The organism is Streptomyces sp. NPDC046261 (assembly GCF_040646235.1).
Classification (GTDB): Bacteria; Actinomycetota; Actinomycetes; order Streptomycetales; family Streptomycetaceae; genus Streptomyces.
This window is the reverse complement of record NZ_JBEYZU010000036.1, coordinates 1-20,796: the sequence shown is the minus strand read 5'-3', so window position 1 is coordinate 20,796 and position 20,796 is coordinate 1. Positions and strand designations below refer to the sequence as shown.

At 71.4% G+C, this 20,796-nt stretch carries 1 protein-coding gene; it reads right to left on the bottom strand.

Annotated features, from left to right (window positions below; all coding sequences use genetic code 11):
- On the bottom strand, positions 1 to 20,796 hold a 20,796-nt coding region (locus ABZ956_RS30060; RefSeq protein ID WP_361900520.1), incomplete at both ends, for an SDR family NAD(P)-dependent oxidoreductase.

Sequence of the window (20,796 nt, the reverse complement as noted above, 5' to 3'; positions counted from 1 at the left end):
ACCCACACCTGCACCTGAACGCCACCCTGCTCGGGCAACACCAGCGGCGCGGCCAGCGTCAACTCCTCGACCGCATGGCAACCGGTCTCGTCGCCCGCACGGATCGCCAACTCCAGCAAAGCCGTACCCGGCACAAGCACCGAACCCATCACCACATGATGGGCAAGCCAAGGATGCGACTGCACCGACAGACGCCCGGTGAACAGGAAGCCATCCGTATTGACCAGCTCCACCGCCGCACCCAGCATCGGATGCTCCGCCGAACCCAGCCCCGCGAACCGCACATCCCCCGCACGCACCGCCGAGCCGGTGGGCCAGAAGCGCTGATGCTGGAAGGCGTACGTGGGCAGATCGACCCTCCGAGCGCCCATGCCGGCGTAAGCAGCCGACCAGCGCACCTTCGCACCGTGGACGTAGAGCTGCGCCAGGGCGGCCAGCAGAGCGGGCACCTCGTCCCTGTTCCTGCGGAGTACGGGGGCGAGTACGGCAGCCCCGTCGGTGACCGATTCGCGGGCCATGGCGGACAGCACGCCGTCCGGGCCGAGCTCCAGGAACCGGGTGACGCCTTCGGCCTGCAGGGCCCGGACACCGTCCGCGAAGCGGACCGCTTCACGGACGTGGCGGACCCAGTAGTCCGCAGTGCACAGCTGCTCGTCCGAAGCCGGCGCGCCGGTGAGGTTGGAGACCACCGGAATGGTCGGAGAGGCGAAAGTCAGGCCCCCCACGACCTTGCGGAAGTCCTCCAGCATCGGGTCCATCAACGGTGAGTGGAACGCATGCGACACACGAAGCCTCGTCGCCTTACGACCCTCACCCTCGAAGTGCACGCGGATCGCCTCGACCGCACTCTCCGCGCCCGAAACCACGACGGACGACGAGCCGTTGACGGCCGCGATCGATACGACGTCAGTGAGGTGCGGCAGGACCTCGTCCTCCGTGGCCTGCAACGCAACCATCGCACCACCCGACAGCAGCGCCTGCATCAGACGGCCCCGGGCACTGACCAGCGCACACGCATCAGCCAGCGAGAACACACCCGCCACATGCGCAGCCGCAACCTCACCGATCGAATGACCGGCCACAAAGTCGGGACGCACACCCCACGACTCCACCAACCGGAACAGCGCCACCTCGACCGCGAACAGCCCAGCCTGCGCATACACCGTCTGGTTCAGCAGCTCCTCGTCCTCGCCCCAGACAACCTGGCGAAGAGGCTGCTCAAGGTGCTCGTCCAGCCCCGCACACACCGCGTCGAATGCCTCGGCAAAAACGGGGAACCGGCCGTACAGCTCACGCCCCATCCCCAACCGCTGCGAACCCTGACCCGAGAACAAGAACGCCGACCGGCCCGACCCTGCCGGGCCTTCCACCACTCCGGCATCCGGCTCGCCCGCCGACAACGCGGACAGGGCGCGCAGCGCGGCATCCCGGTCCGCGGCGAGCACCACGGCGCGGTGCGTGAAGCTCGACCGTTCCGTGGCCAGGGAGTAGCCGATGCCGGGGACATCTTCCTCGCCCTGGGCGGCCAGGTGCGTGAGCAGGCGCGCGGCCTGGTCGCGCAGGGCCGGCACGGTCTTGCCGGAGAGCACCCAGGGCACCACACCGGGCTCGGCGGCGGGCTCGGCCTGCCCTGCCGGTGCTTCGACCGGCTCGGGCTGTTCGAGCACCACATGCGCGTTCGTGCCGCTGATGCCGAAGGAGGAGACGGCCGCGCGACGCGGCCGGTCGCTCTCAGGCCAGGCGGTCTGCTGAGTCAGTAGTTCGACAGCGCCCGCGTTCCAGTCGACGTGCGAGGACGGGGCGTCGACGTGCAGCGTCTTCGGCAGCACGCCATGCCGCATCGCCATGACCATCTTGATGACACCGGCGACGCCGGCGGCTGCCTGCGTGTGACCGATGTTCGACTTCACCGAGCCGAGCCAGAGCGGGCGGTCCCGGTCCTGGCCGTAGGTGGCCAGCAGCGCCTGGGCCTCGATCGGGTCACCGAGCGTCGTGCCCGTACCGTGCGCCTCGACCGCGTCGACATCAGCGGCCGACAACCCGCCGCTGGCCAGGGCCTGGCGGATCACCCGCTGCTGCGACGGACCGTTCGGCGCCGTCAAACCATTCGACGCACCGTCCTGGTTGACCGCCGAACCACGCACCACGGCCAGCACCTGATGGCCGTTGCGGCGCGCATCCGACAACCGCTCGAGTACGACCATGCCCACACCCTCGGACCAGCCCACGCCGTCCGCCGTGTCGGAGAACGCCTTGCACCGTCCGTCCGGAGACAGGCCCCGCTGCCGGGAGAACTCGATGAACGTCGTCGGCGTCGACATCACGGTGACGCCGCCTGCCACCGCCAGCGAGCACTCCCCCGACCGCAGCGCCTGCGCCGCCAAGTGCATGCCCACGAGGGACGACGAGCAGGCGGTGTCGACCGTGACCGCCGGGCCCTCGAAGCCGAAGGTGTACGACACCCGGCCCGACGCCACACTGCCCGCGCTGCCACTGCCCTGGTAACCCTCGAACTCAGGCCCCGACAGCAGATTCGCGTAGTCGTTGTACATCACACCCGCGAAGACACCGGTCTGGCTGCCCCGCAGCGACACCGGGTCGATACCGGCCCGCTCCAGGGCCTCCCAGGTCGTCTCCAGCAGCAGGCGCTGCTGCGAATCCGTCGCCAACGCCTCCCGAGGACTCATCCCGAAGAAGTCCGGATCGAACTCCCCCGCTTCCTTCAGGAACCCGCCCGAGCGGGTGTAGACGGTGCCGCTGTGGTCGGGGTCCGGGTTGTAGAGCGATTCGACGTCCCAGCCACGGTCGGCGGGGAAGTCGCCCACCGCGTCGACGCCCTCGGACACCAACCGCCACAGGTCCTCAGGAGAGGACACCCCACCCGGGTAACGGCAGCTCATGCCCACGATCACCACCGGGTCATCGGCCACCGGCGGCAACACCCGCACCGGCACCAGCGCCTCTGCGGGTTCGCTGCCGAGCAGCTCGTCCAGCAAGAAGCTCACCAGGGCGTTCGCGTTGGGGTAGTCGAACACGGCAGTGGCGGGCAGCCGCAGGCCGGTGACCGTGCCGAGGCGGTTGCGCAGTTCGACCGCCGTGAGGGAGTCGAAGCCGAGGTCCTGGAAGGCCTTGGCCGGGTCCACTTCCGCGACTCCGGTGTGTCCCAGCACCACCGCGATCTGACCCCGTACGACGTCCAGCAGCAGCTCGTGCCGCTCCTCGGTGGTCAGCCCCGTCAGGCGCTGCACCAGCCCGGAGGCCGCACCGGCGCCGGCCGTGGCCTGCTTGCGGCCCCGGCTGCGGACCAGGCCGCGCAGCAGAGCGGGGACGTCGCCCTGCGCCTTGAAGGCCGCCAGGTCGAGGCGCACGGGCAGTACGGCCGGCTCGGCTCCGGACAGCGCGGCATCGAACAGCGCCAGGCCCTGCTCCACGGACAGCGGCGGCATACCCGACCGGGTCATCCGCTCGACGTCGGCCTCACTGAGCGCCCCCGTCATTCCGCCGTCCTGCGTCCACGGTCCCCAGGCCAGCGACGCGGCCGGCAGTCCCGCGGTTTGGCGGTACTGCGCCAGGGCGTCCAGGAAGGCGTTGCCCGCGGCGTAGTTCGCCTGGCCCGCACTGCCGAAGGTGCCGGCGACGGACGAGAAGACGACGAATGCGGAGAGATTCAGATGCTCGGTGGCCCGGTGCAGGTTCCACGCCGCGTCCACCTTCGGACGCAGCACGGCCGCCAGGCGCTCCGGGGTCAGGGACCCGATCACACCGTCGTCCAACACACCGGCCGTGTGCACCACAGCCGAGACCGGATGCCGCGCCACCAACTCGGACACCGCACCCCGGTCCGTCACGTCACAGGACTCCACGGCCACAACCGCGCCCTGCTGCTCCAGCTCCGCTACGAGCTCCTCGGCGCCCTCGGCGGCCGGCCCACTACGGCTGACCAGCAACAGGCTCCGCACACCGTGCTCGGCCACCAAGTGCCGCGCCACCGCACGCCCCAGACCACCGGTACCACCAGTGATCAGTACGGTGCCCTCCGAGCCCCACACGTCACGGCCAGGCTCGGCCGGCGCCGGCACCCGGGCAAGCCGGGCAGCCAACACCTCACCACCTCGGACCAGCACCTGCGGCTCGTCAAGAGCGAGCGCCTTCGACAGGACAGCCGGGGTGTGCTCTGCCCCGTCAAGGTCCACCAAGCCGAAGCGCCCGGGGTTCTCGGACTGCGCCGAGCGGACCAGGCCCCACACGGCAGCGCCGGCGAGATCGTCACCCGTCGTCGCACCCCGCGTCACGAACACCAGACGCGAACCGGCGAACCGCTCCTCCGCCAACCACGACTGCGCCAGACCCAGCGCCCACGCCGTAGCCGCATGGACCGACTCCACCACCGCGTCAGCACCGGAGCCGCCGCTCGCAGCCACCGGCACCAGCACCACACCCGGTACATCCGCTTCCGAGTCGGCCAGCGCCAGCAGTTCCGCGCTCGTCTCCACCGAAGGCCCGGTGAATGCCCCGGTCTCCGGTGCGTCGTCGTCCGCGCTGCCCTGGACGGCGGTCCATTCGAGCCGGAACAGCGCGTCCCGGGAAGCGGAGTTCAGCTGATCCGCGGCGATCGGTCGAACCGCCAGCGACTGGACCGAGGCGACCGGCGCACCCGTGATGTCCGCCATCACGATCGAGAGGTCGCCGTCACCCGTCCGGGAGAGACGCACCCGCACAGCGGACGCTCCCCCCGCATACAGCGACACTCCGCTCCAGGAGAACGGCACACCGGCCCGGCTGCCCTCGCGCAGGCCCGTCAAGGCGACCGCGTGCAGGCTCGCGTCGAACAACGCGGGGTGCAGACCGAATGCCTCGCCGTCGACGCCGTCAGGCAGTCCGACCTCGGCGAAAACGTCCTCACCGAGCCGCCACGCCGCCCGCAGCCCCTGGAACGCGGGGCCGTACTCGAGGCCGGCATCGGCGAATTGCTCGTAGCAGCCGTTCACATCGACCGGCTCGGCGCCCTGCGGCGGCCACGCCGTGGCGTCGAACGCCACCGCGGACGAAGAGGACGAGCCCGTCACGAGGGTGCCGCTGACATGCAGCGTCCACAGCTGCTCCGCCTGCTCCCGGGCGTCGTCCGGGCGGGAGTGGACGGTCACCGCGCGACGCCCGGCACCGTCCGGTTCGCCGGCCCACACCTGCAGATGGACGCCGCCCTGCTCGGGCAGCACCAGCGGCGCGGCCAGCGTCAACTCCTCCACCTCGTCGCAACCGACCTCCGCACCGGCGTGCAGCACGAGCTCCAGCAGTGCCGTGCCGGGCACGAGCACCGAGCCCATCACCACGTGGTCGGCGAGCCAGGGGTGCGACTGCACGCCCAGACGGCCGGTGAACAGGAACCCGTCGGAGCCCGCCAGCTCGACCGCCCCGCTGAGCAGCGGGTGTTCGGCGGACCTCAGCCCGACGGCCTCCGCGCTGCCGCCCAACGTCATCACGGCGGGCCAGAACCGCTGGTGCTGGAAGGCATAGGTCGGCAGATCGACACGGCGGGCCCCCGTACCGGCGAAGAACGCCGGCCAGTCGACACGCGCACCGGAGAGATGCAGCCGCGCCACCGCGTCGACGGCCGAGGACTCCTCGGCCCGGTTCTTGCGGAGTACGGGGGCGAGCACGGCAGCCTCGTCAGTCACCGACTCCCGGGCCATGGCGGACAGCACGCCGTCCGGGCCGAGCTCCAGGAACCGGCTGACACCCTCGGCCTGCAACGTACGCACACCATCGGCGAAGCGGACGGCCTCACGGACGTGCCGGACCCAGTACTCGGCAGTGCACAGCTGCTCGTCGGATGCCGTGGCGCCGTTGAGGTTGGAGACCACCGGAATGGTCGGGGAACCGAAGGACAGCCCCTCCACGACCTGGCGGAAGTCCTCCAGCATCGAGTCCATCAACGGCGAGTGGAACGCATGCGACACACGAAGCCTCGTCGCCTTACGACCCTCACCCTCGAACTGCGCACGGATCGCCTCGACCGCGCTCTCCGCGCCCGAAACCACGACGGACGATGGACCGTTGATAGCCGCGATCGACATCTCATCCGTCAGGTGCGGCAGGACCTCGTCCTCCGTGGCCTGCAACGCAACCATCGCACCGCCCGACGGCAACGCCTGCATCAGGCGACCCCGTGCGCTGACCAGCGCACACGCACCATCCAGCGAGAACACACCCGCCACATGCGCAGCAGCAACCTCACCGATCGAATGACCGGCCACAAAGTCGGGACGCACACCCCACGACTCCACCAGCCGATACAACGCCACCTCGACCGCGAACAGCCCGGCCTGCGCATACACCGTCTGATTCAGCAGTTCCTCGTCCTCGCCCCAGACAACCTGGCGAAGGGGCTGCTCAAGGTGCTCGTCCAGCCCCGCACACACCGCATCAAACGCATCGGCAAAAACAGGGAACCGGCCGTACAACTCACGCCCCATCCCCAACCGCTGCGAACCCTGACCCGAGAACAGCAGTGTCAGGAGCCCCTCGGTCTCCACTCCCGTGGGCGTCTCGCCCCGCGCCACCGCACCGAGTCCGGCCACAAGGGCGTCCTTGTCGCTGCCGACGACCACGGCCCGGTGCTCGAGCGCCGCCCTGGTGGTCGCCAGCGAGAACGCCACGTCCACGGGCCGGAGGGTGGTGTCGCCGTCCACGCGGGACAGCAGCCGCTCGGCCTGGGCGCGCAGGGCGTTCCCGTCACGGGCGGAGAGCAGCCACGGCACGACGGGGGCCGTCGCCTCCGTCTCCTCGGACGTGGCCGGGGTGGCGGCCGGTGCCTGCTCGACCAGCACGTGCGCGTTGGTACCGCTGATGCCGAACGACGACACACCCGCACGTCGCGGACGGCCGTCGGCCGCCCAGTCCCTCGCACCGGTCAGGAGCTGTACGGCGCCGGCCGACCAGTCCACCTGGGAGGAGGGTTCGTCGACGTGGAGCGTCGACGGCAGCACTCCATGCCGCATGGCCATGACCATCTTGATCACACCGGCGACGCCGGCCGCCGCCTGCGTGTGACCGATGTTCGACTTCACCGAGCCCAGCCACAGCGGCCGGTCCCCGGGTCGGTCCTGGCCGTACGTGGCCAGCAGCGCCTGCGCCTCGATCGGGTCGCCCAGCGTCGTACCCGTACCGTGCGCCTCGACGACGTCGATCTGGTCGGCGGAGAGGCGCGCGTTGGCGAGGGCCTGTCGGATGACCCGCCGCTGGGACGGGCCGTTCGGGGCGGTGAGGCCGTTGCTGGCGCCGTCCTGGTTGACGGCCGATCCACGGACCACGGCGAGCACGGGGTGACCGTTGCGTACCGCGTCCGACAGCCTTTCGACGACGAGGAAGCCGGCGCCCTCGGAGAATCCGGTTCCGTCGGCGGCCGAGGCGAAGGACTTGCACCTGCCGTCCGGGGCGAGTGCGCCCTGGCGGCCGAACTCGGCGAACACGCCGGGCGTCGACAGCACCGTGACACCGCCGGTCACCGCCAGGGAGCAGTCCCCCTGGCGCAGCGCCTGCACCGCGAGGTGCAGGGCGACCAGGGAGGACGAGCAGGCGGTGTCCACCGAGACGGCGGGCCCTTCCAGGCCCAGCTTGTACGCCACCCGGCCGGAGACGACGCTGCCGTTTCCGTCACTGCCGGGGTAGTCGTGGTACATGACGCCGGCGAAGACGCCGGTCTGCGTGCCCTTGAGGGACGTCGGGTCGATGCCGGCGCGCTCCAGCGCCTCCCAGGACAGTTCGAGCGTCAGCCGCTGCTGCGGATCCATGGCGAGGGCCTCGCGCGGAGAGATCCCGAAGAAGCCGGGGTCGAAGTCCGCCACGGAGTCCAGGAAGCCGCCCGCGTGGGCGTAGTGGTCACCGGGGTGGGCGGCGTTCGGGTCCCGGAGGGGTGAGAGGTCCCAGCCCCGGTCCGCCGGGAAGGCGGAGACCGCGTCCGTACCGGACATCACCAGCTGCCACAGGTCCTCAGGGCTGGTCACACCGCCCGGGTAGCGGCAGGCCATGCCCACGATGGCGATCGGCTCGTGCTGGGCGGCGGAGAGCTTCCGGTTGTGCTTCCGCAGCCGGGAGGTCTCCAGCCGCGCGGCGCGCAGCGCACTGCGGTCGGAGTCGGAGTCAGGGCCGGATCCGGAGCCGGGTTCCGCGTCGGCGGAGAGGTCCGCCGGGCCCGGCTCAACGCCCTCGTCATCCTCGTCATCCTCGTCGGACGACAGGACCCGGACCTCCGCGAGTTCGAGGAGGCTGTCCATCAGCCCCGCGTCGCGCAACCGGTTCGTCGGGATCGTCTGCAGGGCCTGCCGAATCTCGTCCTCGCCCGACACCTGGCGGACGCCGTCGGCCTCCGCCGGCGCGAGTTCGGCTTCGATGTGCTCGGTGACGGCGAGGGCGTTGGGGTAGTCGAAGACGAGGGTGGCCGGGAGGCGCAGGCCGGTGATGCGGTTGAGCTGGTTGCGTAGTTCGGTCGCCGCCAGGGAGTCGAAGCCGAGCTCCTGGAAGGCCCGTCCCGGTTCGATCGCCTCGGCGGAGGCGTGCCCCAGCACCGCGGCGACCTGCTCACGCACGATCTGCAGCACCGCGCGGTGCCGCTCGGCGGGCGTCAGCCCCACCAGGCGCCGGTCGGGGCCGGCCTCCGCCGCGTGCCCGCCGGTGACCGCTGCCGCCCGCCGGACCGCGGGTGCCAGTCCGCGCAGCAGCGCGGGCACTTCGTCGGTTCGGGCGCGCAGTGCGGCGGCGTCCACGCGGATGGGGACGACGATGGGACGTTCCGAGCGCAGACCGGCCGCGAAGAGCTCCAGGCCGGATTCGTACGAGAGCGCGGGAACACCTTGGTTCGCCATCCGCTTGCGGTCGATGTCGCTCAGCCACTGGCCGAGGCCGGCGCCGACTTCCCACAGGCCGAAGGCCATGGCCGTCGCCGGCAGCCCCTCGGCGTGGCGGTGGGCCGCCAGAGCGTCGAGGAAGACGTTGGCGGCGGCGTAGTTGCCCTGCCCGGCGGTCAGTACGAGACCACCGGCTGAGGAGAAGAGGACGAAGGCTGCCAGGTCCATCCCGCGCGTCAACTCGTGCAGGTACCAGGCCGCGTCCGCCTTCGGCGCCAGCACCGCCTCCACCTGCTCGCGTGTCAGCGCGCCGACCAGGGCGCTGTCGCCCACTCCGGCCGCGTGCACGACGGCCGTCAGAGGCCGCTCGGCGGTGATGCCGTCGAGCAGGTCGGACAGCGCGTCGCGGTCCGAGACGTCGCAAGCGACGATCCGCGTCCGCGCGCCGAGGCCGTCGAGTTCCGCCGCCAGCTCGGGCGCCCCCGGGGCCTCCAGGCCACGGCGACTGGTCAGCACCAGGTGCCGCACCCCCCGCTCCACGACCAGGTAGCGGGCCACCACGGCACCCAGACCACCGGTACCGCCCGTGATCAGAACCGTGCCGTCGGCATCCAGCTCCACCTCCGGCCCGGCGGGAACCGAGCGGACCAGGCGCGGGACCAGCACCTCGCCGGCGCGTACCGCCAGCTCGGGCTCGCCCGAAGCGACCGCGGCGGTCAGCAGCGGATCACTGGGTTCCATACCCCTGTCGACGTCCAGCAGGACGAACCGGCCCGGGTTCTCCGCCTGCGCCGAACGGACCAGACCCCACACCGGCGCCTGCACCACATCCAGGGCCGCGCCGTCGGCCGTGGCCACCGCGTTCCGCGTCATCACCACCAGGCGGGACTGGGCGTAGCGTTCCTCGGCAAGCCAGTGCCGGATCGCGTCCAGCACGTGATGCATCGTCGAGCGCACACCGGAGGGCACATCGTCCGCCGAGGGCGACGCCGCGCCGCCGCAGTCCAGCACCACCACATGCGGCGCCGGGTCGGCGTCGGGGGCCGCGTCCGTCGTCAGCGCGTCCCACGGCGTGCAGGGAGCGTCGGCGCCTTCTGCCACCGGTACGGCGGACCACTCGATCCCGTACAGCGACGCACCCGAACCGCCGCCGGCCTCCAGTTGCTCCGCCGACACCGGCCGGCCGACCATCGAGCCCACGGACAGCACCGGCCGGCCCGCCACGTCGGCGACGGCCAGCGACAGCCCCCCGTCACCGGTCCGTGTCAGCCGCACCCGTACCTCGGACGCGCCCACCGCGAACAGCGACACGTCGTTCCACGCGAACGGGATCATCGTCTCGTCCGCGTTCCCGACCAGGATCGCGGCGTGCATGGCGGCGTCGAGGAGAGCCGGGTGCAGACCGAAGCGCGCGGCCTCGTCCTTCGCCTGCTCGGGCAGCGCCACCTCGGCGAACAGATCCTCGCCCTGCCTCCACACGGCCCGAAGCCCCTGGAAGACGGGACCATAGCCGTAGCCGTTGCCCAGCATTGCCTCGTACGCGCCGTCCACCGGCACCGGCTCGGCACCGGCAGGCGGCCAGGCACCCAGGTCGAAGGTCGCGGGAACGGCATCGGGCGTCAGGAACCCGGAAGCGTGGCGTGTCCACGCGTCCTGGTCATCGACGGCGTCGTCGTGTCGCGAGTACACCGCTACCGGGCGACGGCCCGACTCCGGAGCACCCACCACGACCTGGACCTGAACGCCGCCCCGCTCCGGCAGTACGAGCGCCGCCGCGAGGGTCAGTTCCTCCAGTGCGCCGCAACCGACCTCGTCGCCCGCCCGGAGGGCGAGTTCCACCAGGCCCGTGCCGGGCACCAGTACCGTCCCCTGGACCATGTGGTCCGCCAGCCACGGGTGCGTCTGCACCGACAGGCGGCCGGTCAGCACCACACCGTCCGTGTCCGGCAGCCGCACGACCGCGCCCAGCAACGGATGTGCCACGGTGCCCACACCGGCCGAGCTCATGTCGCCTGCCGCGGATCCGCTCGTGGCGTTCACCCAGAACGGCTGCCGCTGGAAGGCGTAAGTCGGCAGATCGACATTACGGGCGCCCGTCCCGGCGAAGAACGCGCGCCAGTCCACGGCCGCTCCGGAAGCGTGCAGGTGGCCGAGCGCGCCCGTCAGGGTCGCGGCCTCGTCCCTGCCCTTGCGGAGTACGGGGACAAGCACGGCGGCCTCGTCGGTCACCGACTCGCGGGCCATGGCCGTGAGGACGCCGTCCGGGCCGAGCTCCAGGAAGCGGGTGACACCTGCGACCTGCAACGCACGCACGCCGTCGGCGAAGCGGACGGCCTCACGGACGTGGCGGACCCAGTAGTCCGCAGAGCACAGCTGCTCGTCCGAAGCCGGCTCGCCGGTGAGGTTCGAGACCACCGGAATGGCCGGGGAGGTGAAGGTCAGGCCCTCCACGACCTGGCGGAAGTCGTCCAGCATCGGGTCCATCAGCGGTGAGTGGAACGCATGCGACACACGAAGCTTCGTCGCCTTACGACCCTCACCCTCGAACTGCGCACGGATCGCCTCGACCGCGCTTTCCGCGCCCGAAACCACGACGGACGACGGCCCGTTGACAGCGGCGATCGATACGACGTCGTTCAGGCGCGGCAGGACCTCGTCCTCCGTGGCCTGCAACGCAACCATCGCACCGCCCGACGGCAACGCCTGCATCAACCGACCACGCGCCGCCACCAGCGCACACGCACCATCCAGCGAGAACACACCCGCCACATACGCAGCAGCAACCTCACCGATCGAATGACCCGCCACAAAATCGGGACGCACACCCCACGACTCCACCAACCGGAACAGCGCCACCTCGACCGCGAACAGCCCAGCCTGCGCATACACCGTCTGATTCAGCAGCTCCTCGTCCTCGCCCCAGACAACCTGGCGAAGAGGCTGCTCAAGGCGCTCGTCCAGCCCCGCACACACCGCATCAAACGCCTCGGCAAAAACGGGGAACCGGCCGTACAACTCACGCCCCATCCCCAACCGCTGCGAACCCTGACCCGAGAACAGGAACGCCGTCGGGTCGCTGGTCCGTGCGGACGCCGTGAAGACTCCAGCAGCGTCCTCTCCCTGGGCGAGTGCCCGCAGCCCGTTCAGCAGTTCGTCGCGCTCCGTGCCGACGATGACCGCGCGGCGTTCCAGAGCGGACCTCGTGGTGGCGAGGGAGTAGGCGATGTCCAGCAGGGGCGTTTCCGGCCGGGACTCCACGAAGGAGAGCAGGCGGCCGGCCTGGGCCCGCAGTGCCTCGGGGGTCGCCGCGGACACCTGCCAGGGCAAGGGGCCGTGGGCGCCGGTCGCCGGCTCGGCGGTAGGCGCGTTCGGCCCCTGTTCGAGGACGACGTGCGCGTTGGTGCCGCTGATGCCGAACGCGGAGACGCTCGCGCGGCGCGGTCGACCGGTGTCGGGCCACTGCCGGGCCTCGGTCAGCAGCTCGACGGCTCCTTCGGCCCAGTCCACGTGGGGCGAGGGTTCGTCCACGTGCAGGGTCCGGGGCAGGAGGCCGTGCTCCATCGCCAGCACCATCTTCATGACGCCGGCGACGCCGGCGGCGGCCTGCGCGTGGCCGATGTTCGACTTCACCGAACCCAGCCACAGCGGCTGGTCCGCGGGTCGGTCCTGGCCGTACGTGGCCAGCAGTGCCTGCGCCTCGATCGGGTCGCCCAGCGTCGTACCCGTACCGTGCGCCTCGACCGCGTCGATGTCGGACGCCGCGAGTCCGGAGGCGGTCAGCGCCTGCCGGATCACTCGCTGCTGGGACGGGCCGTTGGGGGCGGAGAAGCCGTTGCTCGCGCCGTCCTGGTTGACGGCCGTGCCCCGCACCACCGCCAGCACCCGGTGCCCGTTGCGCCGGGCGTCCGAGAGGCGCTCCACGAGGAGCACGCCCACGCCCTCGGACCAGCCGACGCCGTCCGCCGAGCCGGCGAACGCCTTGCAGCGGCCGTCGGCGGACAGGCCCCGCTGCCGGCTGAACTCGATGAACATGCCGGGCGTGGACATCACCGTCGCGCCGCCGGCCAGGGCCAGCGAGCACTCGCCCGATCGCAGCGCCTGGACCGCGAGGTGCAGGGCGACCAGCGACGACGAGCACGCCGTGTCGACGGTGACCGCCGGGCCCTCGAAGCCGAAGGTGTACGACACCCGGCCCGAGACGACGCTGCCGCCGCTGGTGCCCGAGGGGGACACGTTCAGTGCGTAGTCGTGGTACATCACACCGGCGAAGACGCCGGTCCTGCTGCCCTTGAGCGTCGCCGGGTCGATGCCCGCGCGCTCCATGGCCTCCCAGGAGGCTTCGAGGAGCAGGCGCTGCTGGGGGTCCATGTACTGCGCCTCGCGCGGCGAGATGCCGAAGAAGGCGGGGTCGAAGTCGGCGGCGTCGTGGAGGAAGCTGCCCCGGCGCGTGTAGCTCTTGCCTTCCTTGCCGGGCTCGGGGTCGTAGAGGTCCTCGATGTTCCAGCCGCGGTTTCCGGGAAGGTCGGAGACGGTGTCCACCCCGTCGACCACCAGCCGCCACAGGTCCTCGGGGCTCGTCACACCGCCCGGGTAGCGGCAGGCCATGCCGACGATGGCGATCGGCTCGTCGTCCGCCGGGCGCTCGACCGGGGCGGCGGCGGTGCCGGGCGCCTCCCCCGTGCTCCTGCCGCCGACCAGGGATTCGATGTAGTCGGTGACGGCAAGGGCGTTGGGGTGGTCGAAGACGAGGGTGGCCGGCAGGCGCAGGCCGGTGAGGGTGTTGAGCTGGTTGCGCAATTCGGTCGCGGAGAGGGAGTCGAAACCGAGTTCCTGGAAGGCGCGGTCCGGTCCGATGGCGTCGGGCGAGCCGTGGCCGAGCACTGCGGCGACCTGGTTGCGCACGATCTGCAGGACGGCGCGGTGCCGCTCGCCGGCCGTCAGGCCGGAGAGCCGGTCCGCCAGTCCCCCGGCCGTGGCGCTGGCGCCGGAGGCGACGGTACGCCGGACCGTCCGGGGCGCCAGTGCGCGCAGCAGCGCGGGTACTTCGTCGGTACGGGCGCGCAGTGCCGTGGCGTCCACGCGGATGGGGACGACGGCGGGTCGGTCGGAGCGCAGGCCGGCGGCGAAGAGCCGCAGACCTGTCTCGTGCGACAGCACCGGTACGCCCTGGGTCGCCATCCGCTTGCGGTCGACGTCCCTCAAGTGCTGGCCGAGGCCGGCGCCTACTTCCCACAGGCCGAAGGCCATGGCCGTCGCCGGGAGCCCCTCGGCGTGGCGGTGGGCCGCCAGAGCGTCGAGGAAGACGTTGGCGGCGGCGTAGTTGCCCTGCCCGGCGGTCAGTACGAGACCACCGGCGGAGGAGAAGAGAACGAAGGCCGCGAGATCCATCCCGCGCGTCAACTCGTGCAGGTACCAGGCCGCGTCCGCCTTCGGCGCCAGCACCGCGTCCATGCGCTCCGGGGTGAGCGCGCCCACCAGGGCGTTGTCACCGATGCCGGCCGCGTGCACGACGGCCGTCAGAGGCCGCTCGGCGGTGATGTCGTCGAGCAGGTCGGACAGCGCGGTCCGGTCGGACACGTCGCAGGCGGCGATGCGGGTCTGTGCGCCCAGTTCTGCGAGTTCTGCCGCCAGCTCGGGGGCTCCCGGGGCCTCCAGGCCGCGGCGACTGGTCAGCACCAGGTGCCGCACGCCCCGCTCCACGACCAGGTAGCGGGCCACCACGGCACCCAGACCGCCGGTACCGCCCGTGATCAGAACCGTGCCGTCGGCGTCGAACGTGACATCCGACCCGGCGGGCGTCGCCAGGCGGGTCAGGCGCGGGATCAGTATGTCGTCGCCGCGTACCGCTACTTCCGGTTCGCCGGAGGCGAGAGCCGCGGTCAGCAGCGGATCACCGGCTTCCACGTCTGTGTCGACGTCCAGCAGGACGAACCGCCCCGGGTTCTCCGCCTGCGCCGAACGGACCAGACCCCACACCGGCGCCTGCACCACATCCAGCCCAGCGCCCTCGGCCGTGGCCACCGCGTTCCGCGTCACCACCGCCAGGCGGGACCCGTCGAACCGCTCGTCCGTCAGCCAGAGCTGGACGGCATCCAGCACCCTCTGCGTCACCTGGCGGATGCCGGCGGGCACGTCGTCCGCCGAGGGCGACGCCGCGCCGCCGCCGCAGTCCAGCAGCACGACGGGCGGTACGGATTCCGTGTCCGTCACCGCTTCCCAGTGCACCCAGGACGCGTCGGCGCCTTCTGCCACCGGTACGGCGGACCATTCGATCCCGTACAGCGAGCGGTCCGAACGGGACCCGGCGTCCAGCTGCTCCGCCGACACCGGCCGGCCGGCCACCGACCCTACGGACAGCACCGGCCGGCCGGTCGCGTCGGCGACCGCCAGCGCCAGGCTGCCGTCCCCGGTCCGCGACAGGCGCACCCGTACCTCGGACGCGCCCACCGCGAACAGCGACACGTCGTTCCACGCGAAGGGGATCATCGTCTCGTCCGCGTTCCCGACGAGGATCGCGGCGTGCATGGCGGCGTCGAGGAGAGCCGGGTGCAGACCGAAGCGCATGGCCTCGTCCTTCGCCTGCTCGGGCAGCGCCACCTCGGCGAACAGATCCTCGCCCTGCCTCCACACGGCCCGAAGCCCCTGGAACACCGGACCGTAGCCGTAACCGCTCTCCAGCATCGCCTCGTACGCGCCGTCCACCGGCACCGGCTCGGCACCGGTAGGCGGCCACTCCGACGCGTCGAACTGCGGGGTGGCGGCGCCGGCGGCCAGGAAGCCGGCGGCGTGCCGTTGCCAGGGCTCGTGGCCCTGGCCCTCCGGGCGGGAGTGCACGCTCAGGGCGCGCCGGCCGTCCTCGTCCGGAACACCGACGCGCACCTGCACCTGGACGCCGCCCTGCTCGGGCAGTACCAGCGGCGCGGCGAGCGTCAGCTCCTCGACGACGTCGCAGCCGACCTCGTCACCGGCCCGGACGGCCAGCTCCAGCAGACCCGTGCCGGGGACGAGCACCGAGCCCTTGACGACGTGGTCGGCAAGCCAGGGGTGCGACTCCAGGGACAGGCGTCCCGTGAAGAGGAACCCGTCCGCACCGGCCAGTTCCACGGCCGCGCCCAGCATCGGGTGCTCGGCCGAGCCCAGCCCCGCGAACCGCACATCCCCCGCACGCACCAGCGAACCCGTCGGCCAGAACCGCTCACGCTGGAAGGCGTACGTCGGCAGATCGGCACGCCGGGCGCCTGTGCCGGCGAAGACGGCGGACCAGTCCGCCTGTGCGCCGTGGACGTAGAGCTGCGCCAGGGCCGCGAGCGCCGTCGTCTCCTCGGCGCGGTTCTTGCGGAGTACGGGGGCGAGTACGGCAGCCCCGTCGGTGACTGATTCGCGGGCCATGGCGGACAGCACGCCGTCCGGGCCGAGTTCCAGGAATCGGGTGACGCCTTCGGCCTGCAGGGCCCGGACACCGTCGGCGAAGCGGACGGCCTCACGGACGTGGCGGACCCAGTAGTCCGCAGTGCACAGCTGCTCGTCGGAAGCCGGCTCGCCGGTGAGGTTGGAGACCACCGGGATGGTCGGAGAGGTGAAGGTCAGGCCCTCCACGACCTTGCGGAAGTCCTCCAGCATCGGGTCCATGAGCGGTGAGTGGAACGCATGCGACACACGAAGCTTCGTCGCCTTACGACCCTCACCCTCGAAGTACGCACGGATCGTCTCGACCGCGCTCTCCGCGCCCGAAACCACGACGGACGACGGGCCATTGACAGCGGCGATCGATACGGCGTCGTTCAGGTGCGGCAGGACCTCGTCCTCGGTGGCTTGGAGGGCCACCATCGCACCACCCGACGGCAACGCCTGCATCAGGCGGCCCCGGGCACTGACCAGCGCACACGCATCAGCCAGCGAGAACACACCCGCCACATGCGCAGCAGCAACCTCACCGATCGAATGACCCGCCACAAAGTCCGGACGCACACCCCACGACTCCACCAGCCGATACAGCGCCACCTCGACCGCGAACAGCCCGGCCTGCGCATACACCGTCTGGTTCAGCAGCGCTTCGTCCTCGCCCCAGACGACAGCGGAAACCGGCTGCTCAAGGTGCTCGTCCAGCCCCGCACACACCGCATCAAACGCCTCAGCAAAAACAGGGAACCGGCCGTACAACTCACGCCCCACCCCCAACCGCTGCGAACCCTGACCCGAGAACAAGAACGCCGACCGGCCCGACCCCACCTGGCCCTCGACCACACCCGCATCCGGCTCACCGGCCGACAACGCGGACAGAACCCGCACCGCATCGTCCATATCGGCGGCCACGAGGACCGCTCGATGGGCGAAGGCGGAACGGTCCGTCACGAGGGAGAAGCCGATGTCCGCGAGGGGAACGTCGGTCCGGCTCTGCACGTGGTTCAGGAGGCGGGCGGCCTGGGCCCGCAGTGCAGCCTCCGTCTTGCCCGAGAGCACCCAAGGCACCACACCGGGCTCGGCAGCAGGCTCGCCGTGCCCGTCCTCCGCCTCGACGGGCTCGGGCTGCTCCAGGATGACGTGCGCGTTCGTGCCGCTGATGCCGAAGGAGGAGACGGCCGCGCGACGCGGCCCGTCGCCTTCGGGCCAGGCAAGCTCGTCGGCGAGGAGCTCAACCGCTCCCGCGCTCCAGTCGACGTGCGAGGACGGGGCGTCGACGTGCAGCGTCTTCGGCAGCACACCATGCCGCATCGCCATGACCATCTTGATCACACCGGCGACGCCGGCGGCTGCCTGCGTATGACCGATGTTCGACTTGATCGAACCGAGCCGCAGCGGCCGGTCCCCGGGCCGGTTCTGCCCGTACGTCGCCAGGAGCGCCTGCGCCTCGATCGGGTCGCCCAGCGTCGTCCCCGTACCGTGTGCCTCGACCGCGTCGACATCAGCGGCCGACAACCCGCCGCTGGCCAACGCCTGACGAATCACCCGCTGCTGCGACGGACCGTTCGGCGCCGTCAAACCATTCGACGCACCATCCTGATTCACCGCCGAACCACGCACCACAGCCAACACCTGATGCCCGTTGCGCCGCGCGTCCGACAGTCGTTCCAGCACCAGCATGCCGACGCCCTCGGACCAGCCGACGCCGTCCGCCGCATCGGCGAACGACCGGCACCGGCCGTCCGCCGACAAGCCGCCCTGCCGGGAGAACTCGATGAACGTCATCGGCGTCGACATCACGGTCACGCCGCCTGCCACCGCCAGGGAACACTCCCCCGACCGCAGCGCCTGCGCCGCCAAGTGCATGCCCACCAGCGAGGACGAGCAGGCGGTGTCGACCGTGACCGCCGGGCCCTCGAAGCCGAAGGTGTACGACACCCGGCCCGACGCCACACTGCCCGCACTGCCACTGCCCTGGTAACCCTCGAACTCAGGCCCCGACAACAGATTCGCGTAGTCGTTGTACATCACACCCGCGAACACACCCGTCTGGCTGCCCCGCAACGACACCGGGTCGATACCGGCCCGCTCCAAAGCCTCCCAGGTCGTCTCCAGCAGCAGACGCTGCTGCGAATCCGTCGCCAACGCCTCCCGAGGACTCATCCCGAAGAAGTCCGGATCGAACTCCCCCGCCTCGTACAGGAATCCGCCCGACCGCGTGTACGACGTCCCCGCCACATCCCGGTCCGCGCTGTACAGCCCTTCCACGTCCCAGCCACGATCGGCAGGGAAGTCACCGACGGCGTCGACACCCTCGGACACCAACCGCCACAGGTCCTCAGGAGAGGCCACCCCACCCGGGTAACGGCAGCTCATGCCCACGATCACCACCGGGTCATCGGCCACCGGCGGCAGCGCCCGCACCGGCACCAGCGCCTGCGCCGACTCACCGCCGAACAACTCGTCCAGCAGGTAGCCCACCAGTGCATCTGCCGTCGGGTAGTCGAACACGGCAGTGGCAGGCAGCCGCAGGCCGGTCACCGTGCCCAGGCGGTTCCGCAGCTCGACGGCCGTCAGGGAGTCGAAGCCCAGGTCCTGGAACGCCCGCGTCGGATCCACCGTCTCCGAACCAGCGTGCCCCAGCACCACCGCAATCTGCCCACGCACCAGATCGAGCAGCACCTCACGCCGCTCGGCCACCGCAAGCCCCGCCAACCGCTGCACAAGGCCGGCCGTGGCCGCCGAACCGGCGACCGCCGCCCGTCGTGCGCGCGTCCGGATCAGGCCGCGCAGCAGGGCAGGAACGTCGCCCTGCGCCTTGAAGGCCGCCAGGTCGAGGCGCACCAGCAGTACGGCCGGCTCCGCGCCGGACAGCGCGGCGTCGAACAGCGCCAGGCCCTGCTCCACGGACAACGGCGGCATGCCGGCCCGGTTGATCCGCTGGATGTCGGCTTCGGAGAGTGTTCCGGTCATTCCGCTGTCCTGAGCCCAGGGGCCCCAGGCCAGCGACACACCGGGCAGTCCCTCGGCCCGGCGGCGATGTGCGAGGGCGTCCAGAAAGGCGTTGCCCGCAGCGTAATTGCCCTGGCCCGCACTGCCGAAGGTGCCGGCGACGGACGAGAAGAGGACGAATGCGGAGAGATCCAGGTGCTCGGTGGCCCGGTGCAGGTTCCACGCCGCGTCCACCTTCGGACGCAGCACGGCCGCCAGGTGCTCCGGGGTCAGGGACCCGATCACACCGTCGTCCAACACACCGGCCGTGTGCACCACAGCCGAGACCGGATACCGCGCCACCAACTCGGACACCGCACCCAGGTCGGCGACGTCACATGCGGCGACGGTCGCCTCGGCGCCCTGGGCGGCGAGTTCGGCGACGAGCTCCTCAGCGCCCTCGGCGGCCGGCCCACTCCGGCTGACCAGCAGCAGGCTCCGCACACCGTGCTCGACGACCAAGTGCCGCGCCACCGCACGCCCCAGACCACCCGTACCACCGGTGATCAGTACCGTGCCCTCCGAGCCCCACACAACCGGCCCAGGCTCGACCGGCGCCGGCACCCGGGCCAGCCGGGCAGCCAACACCTCACCACCTCGGACCAACACCTGCGGCTCGTCAAGAGCGAGCGCCTGACGCAACAGGACCGACGAAGCATCCTCGTCGCCGCCCAGGTCGACCAGACCGAGGCGCCCGGGGCTCTCCAGCTGCGCCGAACGCACCAGGCCCCACACGGCAGCGCCGGCGAGATCGTCACCCGTCGTCGCACCCCGCGTCACGAACACCAGACGCGAACCGGCGAACCGCTCCTCCGCCAACCACGACTGCACCAGACCCAGCGCCCACGCCGTAGCCGCATGGACGGACTCCACCACCACACCGGAGTCGCCGCTCGGAGCCATCGGCACCAGCACGACGTCCGGAGCATCGATCTCTGCTTCCGCAAGCAGCAGCAGATCCCCACTCGTCTCCACCGAAGGCCCGGTGAACGCCGCAACGTCCGCCTCGGCATCCGCCTCGACGCCCGGAACCTGGACCGCGGCCCAGACGAGTTCGAACAGCGAGTCGTGGCCGACAGCGTTCAGCTGGTCGGCGGAGATCGTACGTACGACCAGCGACTCGACGGAGGCGACGGGCGCGCCCATCGTGTCCGCGATCGCGATCGACACCGCGCCGTCTCCGGTCCGCGCCATACGCACCCGAATCGCGGACGCGCCCGTCGCGTGCAGGGTCACACCGCTCCAGGAGAACGGCACGCCACCGGGCTCGTCGCCCTCGCCGAACGCGAAGGCGTGCAGGCCGGCGTCGAAGAGCGCCGGGTGGAGGCCGAAGGCTCCGCCGTCGACGCCATCAGGCAGGCTGACCTCGGCGAAAACGTCCTCACCAAGACGCCACGCCGCCCGCAGCCCCTGGAACACCGGCCCGTACTCGAACCCCGCATCCGCAAACCGCTCGTAACAGCCGGTCACGTCAACCGGCTCGGCACCCTCCGGCGGCCACACCCCGGCATCGAACGCCACCACCGCAGCCTCTTCAGCCGCCAGGGTGCCCTGCGCGTGC